13 protein-coding genes, 1 tRNA gene and 1 pseudogene are annotated in these 13,672 nt (G+C 58.4%); 10 read left to right on the forward strand and 5 right to left on the reverse strand.

Translation table 11 applies throughout. From position 1 onward, the window contains the following. Both ACDELDRAFT_RS12870 and ACDELDRAFT_RS12875 read left to right on the forward strand, forming a co-directional pair. Positions 1–219, forward strand: a pseudogene (locus ACDELDRAFT_RS12870) (hypothetical protein); the annotation flags it as partial. Positions 220–238: 19 nt separating this feature from the next. After that, a tRNA-Ser gene (locus tag ACDELDRAFT_RS12875) sits at positions 239–326 on the forward strand. Between the two features lie 145 nt (positions 327–471). Here ACDELDRAFT_RS12875 and ACDELDRAFT_RS12880 read toward each other — a convergent pair. The 4 genes from ACDELDRAFT_RS12880 to ACDELDRAFT_RS25075 all read right to left on the reverse strand — a co-directional run bounded on the left by ACDELDRAFT_RS12880 (position 472) and on the right by ACDELDRAFT_RS25075 (position 4,194). Continuing rightward, positions 472–1,761 (reverse strand): hypothetical protein, encoded by a 1,290-nt coding sequence (locus ACDELDRAFT_RS12880; RefSeq protein WP_005797405.1) that lies wholly within the window; start codon positions 1,759–1,761, stop codon positions 472–474. A gap of 170 nt (positions 1,762–1,931) precedes the next feature. Continuing rightward, the gene (locus ACDELDRAFT_RS12885) at positions 1,932–2,543 is read right to left on the reverse strand and encodes a hypothetical protein (RefSeq protein ID WP_005797407.1); all 612 of its coding nucleotides are present in this window, start codon (positions 2,541–2,543) and stop codon (positions 1,932–1,934) included. A 3-nt stretch (positions 2,544–2,546) separates the two neighbouring features. Then, positions 2,547–2,873, reverse strand: a complete 327-nt coding sequence (locus ACDELDRAFT_RS12890) for a hypothetical protein (protein ID WP_005797409.1) — start codon at positions 2,871–2,873, stop codon at positions 2,547–2,549. Between the two features lie 511 nt (positions 2,874–3,384). After that, positions 3,385–4,194, reverse strand: a complete 810-nt coding sequence (locus tag ACDELDRAFT_RS25075) for a hypothetical protein (protein WP_157764927.1) — start codon at positions 4,192–4,194, stop codon at positions 3,385–3,387. A gap of 473 nt (positions 4,195–4,667) precedes the next feature. Between ACDELDRAFT_RS25075 and ACDELDRAFT_RS12895 the strand changes: the two genes are divergently transcribed. Both ACDELDRAFT_RS12895 and ACDELDRAFT_RS12900 read left to right on the forward strand, forming a co-directional pair. Beyond that, positions 4,668–4,973 (forward strand): helix-turn-helix transcriptional regulator, encoded by a 306-nt coding sequence (locus tag ACDELDRAFT_RS12895; protein WP_005797412.1) that lies wholly within the window; start codon positions 4,668–4,670, stop codon positions 4,971–4,973. Between the two features lie 293 nt (positions 4,974–5,266). Next, positions 5,267–6,652 (forward strand): hypothetical protein, encoded by a 1,386-nt coding sequence (locus ACDELDRAFT_RS12900; RefSeq protein WP_005797414.1) that lies wholly within the window; start codon positions 5,267–5,269, stop codon positions 6,650–6,652. Between the two features lie 209 nt (positions 6,653–6,861). On the opposite strand, the gene ACDELDRAFT_RS12905 is transcribed toward ACDELDRAFT_RS12900, so the two are convergent. Further along, entirely contained in the window at positions 6,862–8,016 is a 1,155-nt protein-coding gene (locus ACDELDRAFT_RS12905) for a C-terminal helicase domain-containing protein (RefSeq protein WP_005797415.1), read from the reverse strand. A 238-nt stretch (positions 8,017–8,254) separates the two neighbouring features. Between ACDELDRAFT_RS12905 and ACDELDRAFT_RS12910 the strand changes: the two genes are divergently transcribed. From ACDELDRAFT_RS12910 to ACDELDRAFT_RS12935, 6 genes are all read left to right on the forward strand, one after another. Continuing rightward, positions 8,255–9,151 (forward strand): LysR family transcriptional regulator, encoded by an 897-nt coding sequence (locus tag ACDELDRAFT_RS12910; protein WP_005797417.1) that lies wholly within the window; start codon positions 8,255–8,257, stop codon positions 9,149–9,151. 100 nt (positions 9,152–9,251) lie between these two features. Next, positions 9,252–10,235, forward strand: a complete 984-nt coding sequence (locus ACDELDRAFT_RS12915) for a Bug family tripartite tricarboxylate transporter substrate binding protein (RefSeq protein ID WP_005797418.1) — start codon at positions 9,252–9,254, stop codon at positions 10,233–10,235. Positions 10,236–10,272: 37 nt separating this feature from the next. Beyond that, positions 10,273–11,406 (forward strand): NAD(P)/FAD-dependent oxidoreductase, encoded by a 1,134-nt coding sequence (locus tag ACDELDRAFT_RS12920; protein WP_005797419.1) that lies wholly within the window; start codon positions 10,273–10,275, stop codon positions 11,404–11,406. A 28-nt stretch (positions 11,407–11,434) separates the two neighbouring features. Beyond that, positions 11,435–11,740 (forward strand): (2Fe-2S)-binding protein, encoded by a 306-nt coding sequence (locus ACDELDRAFT_RS12925; RefSeq protein ID WP_005797420.1) that lies wholly within the window; start codon positions 11,435–11,437, stop codon positions 11,738–11,740. Between the two features lies 1 nt (position 11,741). Beyond that, a complete protein-coding gene (locus ACDELDRAFT_RS12930; protein WP_005797421.1) occupies positions 11,742–13,130 on the forward strand; it encodes an NAD(P)/FAD-dependent oxidoreductase in 1,389 nt (462 codons plus the stop codon). Between the two features lie 30 nt (positions 13,131–13,160). Then, complete coding sequence (locus ACDELDRAFT_RS12935; RefSeq protein ID WP_005797423.1) at positions 13,161–13,514, forward strand: RidA family protein; 354 nt, start codon at positions 13,161–13,163, stop codon at positions 13,512–13,514. Positions 13,515–13,672 lie beyond the last annotated feature (158 nt).

Here is a 13,672-nt window from a genome sequence, read left to right on the forward strand (position 1 = left end):
CCAAAGCTACCCTTCAACCTACCCACCGACCTCGCCCCCCACGTGGGCGCCAACCTCGACGTGATGCGCCAGGACACCGAACGCATGCGCACCAGCGCCCAGGGGCGGCTGAAGCCCTTTGCAATGACCAACCTGAAGACGCTAGCGGGCGTAGCCGACGTGATCCGCTTCATCGAGACGCGGGGCATGCTGGAAAGATCAGCGCCCGCCGTGGGCTAGAATTCGCGCCTTCCCTCCCGGAGACTTGGGTGAGTGGTTTAAACCAGCAGTCTTGAAAACTGCCGACGGGCAACCGTCCGTGAGTTCGAATCTCACAGTCTCCGCCAGATACAGCTCTAAGTCATTGATTTTCAAAGACTTCTAGCAAAATCATCAAGCCGTTATACGGCTGGTTATACGGTTGCTTTCAGTCAGTTTTGGCTCAGAAAGTGGCACCACCACCAGCCTGAAGAAGTTCTAGCGCCCCCGGCCCTAGAACTTTTTTTCATTGGTGGCTTCCCTTTTGACATCCACCCCCACCAGCCCGGTACCAAGCGCCAGTGCACCCCCCTGCGGCTTTCCTGCCAGCGCCACCATGCCGCACATCAGCAGCCAGTGCTCGGTCGCCTTGAGCGCCGTCTCCAGTGCCCAGCGCTTCACGTCGACCACTGGCATATCCCGAGGCACCCACACCGCCTCATCCCAGTGCCATGTCGCCAACCATGTGGCTTGGTGGCCGCAGTTTGGGCTCACGTACCGCAACTGTGGTGCTCCGTGCCCTACCGCCTCAAACCGCTCGGCAATGGCCGCTTGGTGCATTGCCGACAGCCGCCCCTCGCCCTGAATCTCCAGCCACAGCCCCAATCCTTGTGCCCAGCTCTTTTGGCACAGTCGCAGCGCTGTGACCACAGGCGCGTTGGCCTGCAGTTCTCTTGCCTGGGGTTCCAGCACGACGCCAGCTTCGCCGTAACGCAATGCCGACGTTGGTGACAACTCAACACGCCATTCGTCACTGCTGGCTGCTGTGCTGCCTTCTTGAGCTACATGCACCTCTAACGCTTCGGCCACACACTGCCACCACAGCACCCGCAGGCCTGGTACATCATCAACACCCATCGCCGCCCGCTCCCAATGGGCTACCTGTCGGGCCAGCACCCTTTGCGGCACACCCATTGCCTCGGCCGCATCCCGAAACGCCAGCATGGCAGGCCCCTCGCTGACCGAATGTCCCAGCGCCCGGCGGGCAAACCGCAACACCCAGGCGTGGTCGGTCCGCCCCGACTTGGCCTGCCACAACAGCACCACCGCCACCGCGCCCAGCGTATCGAGCGACTCCCGCAAGGCTTCTTCAAACCCGGCCGTGCCCATCCACGCATGCCACTGCCCCAGCTCGGTGATGTCATACGCTGCCATGAACCACACCAGCACGCGCAGCGCACGCACATGCTCCTGGGCCTCCACACCCCACAGCAAGCGCGCCACTTCGCCATCGCCTTCGTCGCTTTGCGGGTACTGTTCCAGCAAGGCTTGCAGATCCCGCCAGGACGCCAAGCCCAGGCGGTGGCGGGCGTGTTTGCAGAAATACCGCACTGCAGCCATGCGCTGAGGTTGCGCGGGTGGGGTGTGTAGGGCCGTGTCCAGCACTTCCAGCAGCATTTGCGCACCTCCATCGCTGGCTTCATGGGGAGATGCCAAACCAGGCGGGGGCAACAGGGGCGGCAACTCCAGCAGCGCAGTGAGCAACCGCTCCAGCGGCGGATGTATCAAGAGATCGTCGGTCATCACAAAGCACCTCCAAACAAAACAACTCAAAACGAACTCCCGCCCGCCCGACCGCCCATGCGGTAGCGGCACTGAGCTGTGAGCCCAGCGCTACGGAAAGCGGAAGTTCAGGAAGAAGAAAAGGGGAAAAAGAAAACGAGCGAAGCTGAACGACACAACTGCCGAACGGCCTACTCGCCCTCTTGCGCCTGCGCCACAGGCGACAGCACCAACACCGCGTCGATGTTCACGCGCTCACTGAGCGTGGCCACCACACGCCGTGGCTGCTTGCTCGCCCAGCCGGTCAGCATGGCATTCCACGGCACCAGCGGTATCGGGGCCATGGCCGGGTCCAGCACCAGCAAGTCAGCGGGTTCCTCCGCCTCAAAGCGCAAACCCACGGCCAGCACCCAATGCATGTAGCGCTCCGTAGAAAAGCACACCAAGCACAGCTTTCCATCGGCCAGCGCATCCAAGGTGCGTTCCGCCACGCGTGAGCGCAATTCCTTGCAGTGCACTTGCTCGGCGTAGGGGGCCAGTTGCTGCTGCAGCTCTTGGACCTCGCAGCCATCAAAGTAGTACCGCTGCGCCACTTTGCGCAGCGCTTGCAGGCGAGCATCGCGGGTGTCCCAAATCAGCGCATTGCGCCGCACTTGGCCTAACACCATCAATGCCATCAAAACGCAGTGGTAGCCACAAGTGGCATCCACCTCCCCCTGGCGCACGTGCAGCCGCTGGTTGCCCACCATGGGGCCATGCATGCCAGCGCTAATGCGGGGGTGGCAATGGTAGGAATGCATCATTGCTCAGTATTCCTCTGGCAGCAGCAAGGTGGTCGAGCGCCGGTCGGCCTCGGTGATGATCCACAGCCGGTGGTTCGGGGGGATGTCATAGGCCGACAGCAAACGCCTACCGTAAGTGAGCGCCGCAGCGTTCGCTTCCTTGTCTTCCTGGCACAAGTCACCCCAATCCCCGGCAACGTGGCGCAGCACAAACGGCAGCGGTGCCAATTGCAGTGCTTCGAGCATGTCGAGTGCACCGGGGGTGATCAGCACAGTGCCCAAGGTGAACAAGGGAGTGCATCGTTGTTCGTAACGCGCGCATGCGGCGGCCTGACCAGGCGAAGAGGTCATGGGAAAGCTCCTGAGAAGAAAGAAAGGGAGAAGGGAAAGGGGAAAAGAACGAAGCGCAGCTATGCGCTCGGCACCACCGCCAGCACACCCTGGCGCGATCTGCCACCACACAACACATCACCGCCGCGATGACACGGCCACGGCGGTGCCACGCGTGCCGTCATGGCGACAGCCGCGCGCACGCTACCGTGGGGTTACGGCGCGAGGGAAATCAAGCATGGGGATGGGGAGAACGCGTCCTGGGAATACAGGCGGGGAGAAAGCTGATATTGATTTTCAGTAAGCAGCTAAAAAAAGCCACTTGCCAAAACCAACATAAGTTTATATTGAATTATAGCACAACGCCGGTATCGTCGATTTTCTAGAAATATCGGCACATTGAAATTTCAATACGTTCAAGCGTTTTGAGTGAAACCAAATTTCGAGCCAACCAAATAAATCATTCAATGCAAAACGCCAGTAACTCACACATTGATAGATTTGAATTTCGCCCCCATCGCAGAGTACTCAATTATTTTGCCATTGTCTCCACGAAATCTGAAACCGCTCTCACAAACATACTTTCTTTTGTCTGCAATCCAATATGTTTCACAATATCCCGGTACAGCTCATTTCTATTCCCACTGTACTTGTGACGGGAATTTCTTTCCACAGCTTTTACAAGGCCTGCAATTTTTCCTGAAGCAACAGCCTTGTCTATAGATGTCACAATATCCTCCAAATTTTTCCTGCCAACTATCTTTTCAAGACTCCTCTTATTTTTATTTTTTATGAGTGGCCTGGCAATCAATGGCTCAGCCAATTCAATTTTGGCTTCAATTTCTTCTTTTGATGGGATACCGCCCAGCAAGAAAACATCAATAGGAATTGACTTTTGATAGGCTGCTTGACTTTCAAAAAAGAATAAGACCTCGAAATACCCCGATCCTCCATTCCTTCTCCATGAAGCGTAATGTTCGATAAACCCGTCTTTTTTTAGCACACCTTGCAGAACGAGAAAAAACCAGATTCTGTACCAAAATATTTTATGGAGACTTGTCTGTTGTTTGATTGAAGGAGCTTCATGGGTCAATATTTCCTCAACCCTTCTTCTTATTTCAAACTCTTCTTTTGATTGGATTGCCCTGGGGTTAGATGTCATCCCGTGCAATTCCAATACCTCATTCAAACTATTGGGCTTTTGTTTTATTTGGGGGGCAACCTCGGAGTCAATAGAGCCCAAAATGGGTTTTTCATACTTTGAGACTAAATTTATGAAAAACTCACACGACCAATATTTTCTCACATTTGATGATGCTTCCAGTATTTTCATTTTTGTCATGATTGGTTGTTTTTTCATTAATTAGAAAATGCATTTTCATCGATCTTTTGAATAGTCGCGTCAGGCCTGGCTCCATTCAAGGAAACGACTCCCAAGTCAAGTGACCCTCTTTCCACGACTCGCTACTTCTGGCGGTGCAGTGGTACCACTTTCCTCCTACCGTTTGTACTCCAGCACGGTACGAACAACCCTCTCACCTCCTGGCGGGCTTTCGCTCATCCACTTCCATTTTCCACTTTCCTCTCCGAAGTTTGAGAGCGCAGCTCCACGTCTTCCACTTTCCTCTCGATTGAAAGTGCTGCATTGCGCACCGTCAGTTGAGACACAACTCAGCGCATACCGCATGGGCTGCAAAGCTAGCACTGGCGCGGCTTAGCGCGGAGTTGAACAACATTCGGAAAAAAACTGTGAACCCTGATGGCTGGATGCAGCGCACGTCGCGCTGGTCCGTAGCACATACCTGGAGTTCATCCATGAATGAGAAGCTGCAAGCCGTCACGGCCTACCAAGTGAAGTTGCCACGCAAGCGCACTGCGTCGGCCCCCACCCTTCCCGATCCCCTGCGCAATTTCAACGGCCTTCCCGATCAGGCCTTCGTACGCCTCCCCGTGGTGCTGCTGCTGCTGGGGGTATCCCGCTCGACCGTTTGGCGTTTGTGCAAATCCGGCGCGTTGCCTGCTCCAAAAAAGCTGGGTAGCCGTATTGCCGTTTGGCAAGTTAAGGATCTGCGCGAAGTATTGAATTCGGGTTCGCTTTGGACGCATTCTGCGTCGGCATAAATTGCGGATTTATCAAACGCTTGGAAAACCAAGAAAACCCGATTTGACGCTGCCGTAGAGCTGTTTTCCAGTGGTTTTGAGGGTTTTGGCGGTGATGTCGTCAAAAGCGAATGTGCTGGTTACTAGTAATTGATTGACTATGACTAGCTCACCACCACCAACCACACATCGACTACTAAAGCAGATCAACTAGCGGACCAACCATTTAACCAACCTGTAGCGTGCTTGCGTGATATGCAATATCGCCCATAAGGGCATCGTTGCAAGCACCAAAATCACAATTGAAAGCTTTTATGTCTGATTCTCAAACGTCCATCTTCTATATGCCAGCACCCCGCAAAAAGCATGGGGCCATCAACTTTCCTGCAAAGTATGGAATCATCTTTCACAATAAAGAGGTCTGTCACCTCAATACTATGAGTGATCACATTAAGGGTCTAACAAAGGCTAATAATAAGATCATTGCGAAGTTGAATGGTGATTATCAAATCTGCGCATACCATCTATCAGTAAATCCCCCTGCAACCTTGATCGGCAACAACGTATTGATGAGCAATTCTGTCTACCAGGCTGCGCTCACCCATAAATACCTGCTGCAGATCCATCTTGCGGAATCGGGGGGCGTCGACCCGGCGTATGTGAAGACCATTAGCTTGAAGCATTGCGAGTTTCAGGAAATCACACTGACTTACTGCTTGGAGTTTGAATCGGACAAGCAGGCCGTGGGCTTTCAATCCAAGCTCAAGCGCTACGCAGGGATTGTGCTGAAGTCGCCCCGCAACACGAATCAGAAAATTTCCAACAAGGTGGGGGTTTCTGCATCTGGGGATACCCAGTCCTGGTATATCAATAAGGTCGAGGGGCGCTCGGTATTGTTCTACGTGAAGGATAGGAACCAGAAGAACAAGTTTTCTAGCTTTGATGCGCCGGAGGTGGCGAGTGATATTTACGCCATTGGCAAGCGCGTGCTGCGGGTGGAAATCAAGCTCAGCACCAAATACCTTATGGAGAACGGGCTGAGCAAGCCAAGCGCTTGGCGCGGGGCCAAGGGCAAGGCGGTGTATCAGCAGCAGTTCGATTGGCTTCGTACGTTGCTGAAGGTGGATGCGGACTACCGGGTCAACAAGCCACAGCAGCGCCATATTGGTCAGCTGTCGGTATGTGACAAGCTGGTACTCGATTGGCACCTCAAGGGCAAGCCCATGAATCGGTTCCCGGAGTTCAAGTCAGGCGAGTGGAAGAAGTCGCCGATCAAGCAGCGTATCCAGGAGCGCCTGCGCATCGATATTGATATTCCGTGGAAGACCCAGTGCCGTATCGCGATCCCTGGGCTGAGTGAGTTGCTGTCGCTGGATCGGTTGGTGAAGCCACCGAAGGAGTTGTTGGAGCACAGCCATATGCCCGCGACGGTCAAGAGCAAGAACCGTGTGCTGCGCGAGCGTGTTGATGCGGCACTTGCTGCGGCGCAGATCAAGTGGGATGCGAAGGTGCGTGGCAAGGGCAAGGCCACGAGTAAAGGCAAGAGCAAAGCCAATAGCAGTGCTGCTGGCAATGGAACAACGGCCTCGATCCCGGTCTCCACGCTGTGGGCGGTTTTGGAGGGGTTCCGCAAGGCGGGGGTCCTGGTGCACTTTCCCTCAGACGGGACGACTAGCGATGTGTCTAACTTGATGGGGTAAGTGGTGAGTGTTGCCCCTTTGGAAAACCAAAGGGGCAGCTCCACAGCCCGCAAGCACCTGCGCTCAATGTTCTGACACAGTTACGGGAACGAAACGCCTCAAAAACGATTCGGATGCCTTTGCGGTCACCATGTGCTGAAGGGACTTGCTTGGTACGATTAAAAGGTAATTCATGAGGTTTGCGCGTGCTCGGCCTGTATTCGGCCACATCACCACCCTTTAGCCAACATCTCCCGCATGCTCAACCCATTCAGCACCGTGGCGCAGGTTTCCCAATCTGCATCCTCCACTTTGCTGTACTTCGCATCAAACGGATTGCGCGTGGCCGTGGTGCGGTCGATCAGTTGATTCGCTGCTGCCTCGTCGTTCAACGCCACCTGCACCCACACATCTTCCAGGGTGTCGGGGATCTGCCCGAATAGCCCGTGAATCGCTTCCAGCCGGTCGGCCAGCACCTGGTGCACGCGGTCTTCCACCGAGTCGCGGTAGCGCAGGTTGGCGATCCAGATTTCACTGCGGGCCTGGCCAATACGCTGGATGCGGCCTTTGCGCTGTTCCAGGCGGGTGGGGTTCCAGGGCAAGTCGATGTTGATCAGCGTGCCCAATCGCTGCAGGTTCAGGCCCTCCGACGCTGCATCAGTGCCTAGCAGCAGCTTCAGGTCACCCTCGCGCACCCGCTTTTTGAGCACATTGCGGTCGCAGCGCTGAAATCGCCCATCGCGCCAAAAGCCCGAACGGTTGCTGCCCGCGTACAGGCCAATGTCCATACCCGCGAACTCTGGGCGCTTGGCCATTTCATCGCCCGTCCAGCGCACCGTGTCGTAATACTGTGAGAACAGAATACAGCCGCGCTCCAGCCAGCTCTCGGAAACGCCCGCTTGGGTGCCTAGCAAGTAGCCAATCAGCGCCTCCAGTTTGGGGTCGTTGTTGCCGCCTTGCTTGAGCAGGTTCAGGCAGCGGCGCAGCGAATCGATTTCCTTATCGGTGAAGTTCTTGAAATCGCTCGCCCCTTGCGGTGGCCGTCCGACCTGCACCGGTGCCTCATCGTCGGCGTCATCATCGTCTTCGTCGTCGGGTGCGTCAGGCTCCTCGCCCAGCAGCTTGGCAACCGTGCGCCGCCCGGCTTCCATCGAACTGCCCAAGCGCCGCAGCAACAAAGTTTTGAAAAACCCCGCACCTTTCACCCGTTGCGCCAGTAGCTGTGAAAACTCTTCCGCCTCCACATACGCTTCACGCAGGTAGCTGCCTAGCACCAACGCACCTTCGTGGTCTTCGCCAAACAGTTTCACCGTCACCTTGGGCAGAAAGTAGCTGCCCGTGGCGGGGTTGATAGTGGCCTCCAGGTAGGCCCGAGTGTGGCGCACAATGCAGCGCAGCAGCGGGTTGTAGTGGGTACCGTACTCAGGCAGCAGGCCGTTTTGCAGCTGCCACTTCTGAACTGCCTCTTGTGCGGCAAGGTGCTGCGCTTCTGGGTTGAGCTAATTTGCTACGTCGACACGCTGGGGAAGCCAGAAATGTTGTCATTCCTCTTCCCACGATCTCAGCTTTGGCTTTGAGATTTCGCTATTTGCGATACCCAAATAACTATTTAAGGTAAACCCCATGAAGTATCGAAATGTCACCCACCGAATGGTTGAGGCCTTCCAGGCTGCGATGCTGCATAACGGAATCAGCGCCGGAGCCGATGTGCTGGGAATCACCCAACCGGCCATGAGTCGGCTGATAGCCGATCTCCAAAGATCCATGGGTATTTTGCTGTTCGCCAAAAACGGACGCAGCATCAAGCCCACGCAAGAGGCCCATGCTTTGATGGCAAAGGTTCAGCAGTCTTTTCTGGGGCTGGAGCAAATCGTCGATTTTTCCGATCAACTGCGAAAGCAGAAGCTTGGCCAGCTCTCGATCAGCGCAATCCCTTCCATCGGGCATTCCATCCTGCCAGCCGTCATCCGCCAATTGAGAGAAAAATTTCCCGACGTCTTCATCAGCCTTCGAGTTGCTTCGTACATTGAAGTGGCTAGGCACGTCAAAACCCGGCAGGCCGATATCGGGCTCACGGCAGATACGCTCTCGCTGGGAGACCTGGAGACGGTGGCCGAGTTTCCCTCGGAATGTGTATGCATCGGCACCGAGAAGTGGCTCGATCCGAGGTCCGACCACATTCACGTCGGCGAATTCGTCAACAAACCGTTCATCGCTTCATCCGGAACGTTCCAGACGCGCCTGAATGCCTGGCTCGGTGCCAACGGGGTACAAGCCGATGCCATGATCGAAGCGTCGCTGTTCCAGTCCATCAGCGATCTCTGCCTGGAGGGGCTGGGCATTGCCGTGGTCGATCCCATGACGGCGGCAAAACACCAGAAGAGGGGCGGCGTGGCCTTGCCCCTGCGCCCTTCGATCGGCTACACGGTCTATGCCACGGCCATGAGCGACGCGAAGCTTTCAGTCCCGGCCAAGGAATTAATTCGTTTGGTCGCGGCGGCTTCATGCGCAGAAACATAACATCCATGTATGTATTGATGATCCAGCATCCATAGATATCGGCGGGATCCCTCCCTACCATGAGAACTCGTTCGTTCATCATGTCCAACGGAGAGTGTCCATGTCGTATCACAACCAGCGCCGGTCCCTTATGGCCGCGGCTGCTTTCACCACCCTGATTTCGCTCGGGTCTGCTGCACAGGCAGAGTGGCCGGAAAAACCGATCCGCTTCATCGTGAACGCCGCGGCAGGAGGCGCCGCGGACGGCACGGCGCGGGTTCTGGCGGACGGCCTCAGCAAGCGCCTGGGGCAGCCCATCGTGATCGACAACAAGCCGGGGGCATCGGGGGCCATCGGGCTGGATGCGGTGGCCAAGGCCGCGCCGGATGGGTACACGATCGGCAACTCCAATCTCGCGACCTACACCGTTACCGCGCTGACCGCGAAATCGCTGCCCTACGATCCTGCCAAGAGCTTCACGCCCATCGCGAAGCAGTGGACGCAGCCCAACCTGCTGGGCGTGAGCCCGGCCCTTCCCGTCAAGAGCGTCGCGGACTTGGTGAATTACGCCAAGGCCCATCCTGGCGAGATTTTCTACGGCTCCACTGGCAACGGCACCGCGCTGCATGTGCTCGGCGCATTGTTCGCCAACCTCTCCGGGGCTCAGATCACCCACGTCCCGTACAAGAGCGCCCCGGCGGCGGAGCTGGATCTGGCGGCGGGCCAGATCCAGATGATGTTCAGCAACTTCACGTCGATGGAGCCCCAGGTGAAGGCGGGCCGTATCAACGCGCTGGCCATTACAGGGCCTAACCGCTCCCCCCTGCTGCCGAACGTCCCCACCATCCGGGAAGCCGGTTACCCGGACCTGGAAATGGAAACCTGGGGCGGCGTCGTGGGGCCGGCCAACATGCCGCAGGCCATCGTTGAAAAGCTGCATCGGGAGATCAACGCCGTGCTCGCGGACCCCGAGGTCATCAAGAAGCACGAGCGGCTCGGCGCAAAGGTGGCCCCGGCTTCCATCGCCGAATACAGGCAAATGCTCAATGCCGACAGCGTGCGCTGGGGCGAGGTCGTGAAGCGCAACAACATCACGCTCAATTGAGAAAAGCTCTCCAGAGAGTTCTTCCCGGTAAACATCTATGTCTTCAAATGAAACAATCGTCGTCGGCGGGGGACTGGTGGGGGCCGCCATCGCGTATGGCGTGCTCAAGTCCGGCGGCCCGGTGACCCTGCTCGACCAGGGCGACGTGGCGCACCGCGCCTCGCGCGGCAACTTCGGCCTCGTCTGGCTGCAGAGCAAGGGCGCGGGGTTTCCCCGCTACGCCCGATGGAGCCGGGATGCCGTTGACCATTGGGGGCCGCTTGCCAGCGAACTCCGCGAGCTCACCGGGGTCGATGTGGATCTGCAGCAAAACGGCGGATTCTGGATTGGCTTCAGCGAAAAAGAAGTCGTCGAGCGGGAGGCAATGCTGGCAAAAATCAATGCCGACGGCCGCACGCCCTTCGAGATGCTCGACCACCAGGCGCTCAAGGCCCGGCTGCCCGCGATCGGCCCGAAGGTGGCCGGGGGCAGTTGGTGCCCTCTGGACGGCCACGCCAACCCGCTCAAGCTGCTGCATGCGCTGCATGCGGGCATCAAGGCGCTCGGCGGCCGCATCTGCAGCGCAGTTGACGTGGGCGAGGTGCGCTCGCTCGGCGAAGGACGGGGCTTTCAGGCCAAGAGCAGCGATGGCCGCCAGTGGAGCGGCGCAAAAATCGTGCTGGCCGCAGGCCTGAGCAACAGCGCCCTCGCCCCCCAACTGGGCCTTCACGCGCCCGTGCTGCCCAAGCGGGGCCAGGTGCTCATCACCGAGCGGCTGAAGAAATTCCTGCCGTACCCCACCAACAAGGCGCGCCAGACCACCGAGGGCACGGTTCAGCTCGGGTTCTCGGCGGAGGACGTGGGACTGGACGACGGGACGACGGTGGAGGCCATCGAGTCGATCGCCAAACGCTCGGTCGCCACCTTTCCCATCCTGTCGTCGGTCAAGCTCGTGCGGGCATGGGGATCGCTTCGCGTGCTCACCCCCGATGGCTCGCCGGTCTACCAGGAGTCGGCCCGATACCCCGGCGCATTCACCGCCACCAGCCACAGCGGGGTCTCCCTGGCAGGCTCCCATGCCTATGAAATCGCACCCTGGATCGCGGGGGTGAAACCAGCGCCGGATGGCATCGGGGAATTCGCTGGCGAGCGATTCCTGGACCCCAATAGGAAATTCAGCAGTGCATACTGAAACTCAAGCAACAAATGTTTCCCTGTTCATGCCCGAAGCCGGCTCGCAGGGAAAGAAAGTCCGCATTTACTTTGACGGCCAGCCGCTGGACGTTCCGCACGATGTGAGCGTGGCGTCGGCGATGCTCATGTCGGGCGTGCGGACATTCCGCTCGACCCCGGTTTCCGGCTCTGCGCGCGCACCCTATTGCATGATGGGCGTCTGCTTTGAGTGCCTCGTGGAAATCGACGGCCGCCCCAGCCGCCAGTCATGCCTCACGCAGGTGAGGGACGGCATGGTCATCCAGCGCCAGGAGGGCGCATCCGGGCTGAACATGCAAAGTGCGGAGAACTGATATGGCAACCGGTGTTGAATTGTTTGACCTGGTGGTCATTGGTGCGGGCCCCGCAGGGCTTTCGGCGGCCATCGAGGCACGGTGCTTCGGGCTTTCAGTGGCCGTGCTCGATGAGCAGCGGCGGGTTGGCGGCCAGATCTACCGGGCCATCGAGGAGTCCAGCCCCCGCCGCCGCGAAGTGCTTGGCCCGGACTACGCCGCTGGCGCAAAACTGGCGCAGGATTTTGCAGCCTGCGGCGCCGTGCACGTGGGCGGCGCCGCCGTCTGGAACGTCGCCAAGGACAAGACGGTGTCCTACCTCCTCGACGGCGGCAGCAGGAAGATCCAGGGGCGCAGCCTGGTGCTTGCCAGCGGTGCGATGGAGCGGCCCTTTCCCGTGCCCGGCTGGACGCTGCCAGGCGTCATGGGCGCGGGCGCGGCCCAGATTCTGTACAAATCCTCGGGCGCCGTTCCTACTGAGCCCGTGGTGCTGGCAGGCTGCGGCCCCTTGCTGTTCCTGCTGGCGCAGCAGTATCTGGATGCGGGCGTCAAGATCAAGGCGCTGATCCACACCACAGGGACGGGCGACTATCTGCGCGCGGCCTCCCATGTCCTGGGCGCGCTGTGCGGCTGGAAAGACCTCTCCAAGGGTAGCCGGATGCTGAAGAAAATCCGCAGCCATGGCGTTCAGACGTTCGCGGGAGCCAGCGCGTTCGCCATCGAAGGCGCGGAGAAGGCCGAAGCCATCACGTTCACCCACGACGGCCAGAGAAAGCGCGTCCAGGCCTCCCTGGTGCTGCTTCACCAGGGCGTAGTTCCGAATACCCAGCTCAGTTGGTCACTGCGCGCCGAGCACCGCTGGGATGAACAGCAACTGTGCTGGATTCCGGTAACCGATGCCTGCGGGCAAATCGAGGAAACCGGCATTTACATCGCGGGCGACAGCCGGGGCATCGTCGGAGCGAAAGCGTCCGCGAGCCAGGGCCGGCTGGCTGGACTGGCGATCGCCCACCAGCTCCAAGCCATTTCGCCCGAGAAATTCAAGGCTCATGAGCCAGCGATCCTGGAAGAGATCAGGGCCCATACGCAGATCCGCCCCTTTCTCGATACCTTGTACCGCCCGCAGGACGCACACCGCATTCCGGCCGATGACGAGGTCACGGTATGCCGCTGCGAGGAAGTGAAAGCCGGGCAGATCAAGAAATACGTGGAGGTGGGCTGCCTCGGCCCCAACCAGACGAAGGCCTTTGGCCGCTGCGGCATGGGGCCATGCCAGGGACGGCTGTGCGGACTGACGGTGACCGAAATCATCGCCAGCGAGAGAAAAGTCAGCCCGCAGGAAGTGGGGTACTACCGCATCCGCCCGCCCATCAAGCCCATCACCCTGGGTGAACTCGCCTCATTTGAATAACGCATTTTCAATCAGCCAAGGAGTTTTTTCATGGAAATCAAGCGCATCGCGACCGATACCCGCCGCTCCCGTGCGGTGGTCTACAACCACATGGTCTTCGTCGGCGGGCAGACTGCCGACGACAGGAGCCAGGACATTCGCGGCCAAACCGCCCAAACCCTCGCGAAAATCGAGAAATTCCTGGCGGAAGCGGGAACCGACAAGAGCCGCCTGCTGACCGCCCAGATTTGGATCAAGGATCTCGAACGCGATTTCGCGGGGATGAATGAAGTCTGGGATGCGTGGACCGCGCCCAACGCCGCGCCCACGCGCGCGACTGCCCAATGCGAGATGGGGGCAAAGGACATCCTGGTGGAAATCATCGTCACGGCCGCGATCAAGTAGCCGTCCTGCTAGCTTCTGTCAGCCCGCGAAGACGCCGGAGTGGGGCTGACTCCACTTGATTTTGTCTTCGCTGAAAACAACCAAGCGGCACCTTGTTGATTTCCACGCAAACCTAACCTACCATTTCCATCGAATCTTGACCCACCCTGATACGTGAA

It is taken from the genome of Acidovorax delafieldii 2AN (genome assembly GCF_000175235.1).
Lineage (GTDB): Bacteria > Pseudomonadota > Gammaproteobacteria > Burkholderiales > Burkholderiaceae_C > Acidovorax > Acidovorax delafieldii_B.

Bases quoted from the DNA above. Each gene is read 5' to 3' on its own strand.
- ACDELDRAFT_RS12880 (WP_005797405.1), bottom strand. From the start codon at position 1,761: ATGACCGACGATCTCTTGATACATCCGCCGCTGGAGCGGTTGCTCACT.
- ACDELDRAFT_RS12885 (WP_005797407.1), bottom strand. From the start codon at position 2,543: ATGATGCATTCCTACCATTGCCACCCCCGCATTAGCGCTGGCATGCAT.
- ACDELDRAFT_RS12890 (WP_005797409.1), bottom strand. From the start codon at position 2,873: ATGACCTCTTCGCCTGGTCAGGCCGCCGCATGCGCGCGTTACGAACAA.
- ACDELDRAFT_RS25075 (WP_157764927.1), bottom strand. From the start codon at position 4,194: ATGACAAAAATGAAAATACTGGAAGCATCATCAAATGTGAGAAAATAT.
- ACDELDRAFT_RS12895 (WP_005797412.1), top strand. From the start codon at position 4,668: ATGAATGAGAAGCTGCAAGCCGTCACGGCCTACCAAGTGAAGTTGCCA.
- ACDELDRAFT_RS12900 (WP_005797414.1), top strand. From the start codon at position 5,267: ATGTCTGATTCTCAAACGTCCATCTTCTATATGCCAGCACCCCGCAAA.
- ACDELDRAFT_RS12910 (WP_005797417.1), top strand. From the start codon at position 8,255: ATGAAGTATCGAAATGTCACCCACCGAATGGTTGAGGCCTTCCAGGCT.
- ACDELDRAFT_RS12915 (WP_005797418.1), top strand. From the start codon at position 9,252: ATGTCGTATCACAACCAGCGCCGGTCCCTTATGGCCGCGGCTGCTTTC.
- ACDELDRAFT_RS12920 (WP_005797419.1), top strand. From the start codon at position 10,273: ATGTCTTCAAATGAAACAATCGTCGTCGGCGGGGGACTGGTGGGGGCC.
- ACDELDRAFT_RS12925 (WP_005797420.1), top strand. From the start codon at position 11,435: ATGCCCGAAGCCGGCTCGCAGGGAAAGAAAGTCCGCATTTACTTTGAC.
- ACDELDRAFT_RS12930 (WP_005797421.1), top strand. From the start codon at position 11,742: ATGGCAACCGGTGTTGAATTGTTTGACCTGGTGGTCATTGGTGCGGGC.
- ACDELDRAFT_RS12935 (WP_005797423.1), top strand. From the start codon at position 13,161: ATGGAAATCAAGCGCATCGCGACCGATACCCGCCGCTCCCGTGCGGTG.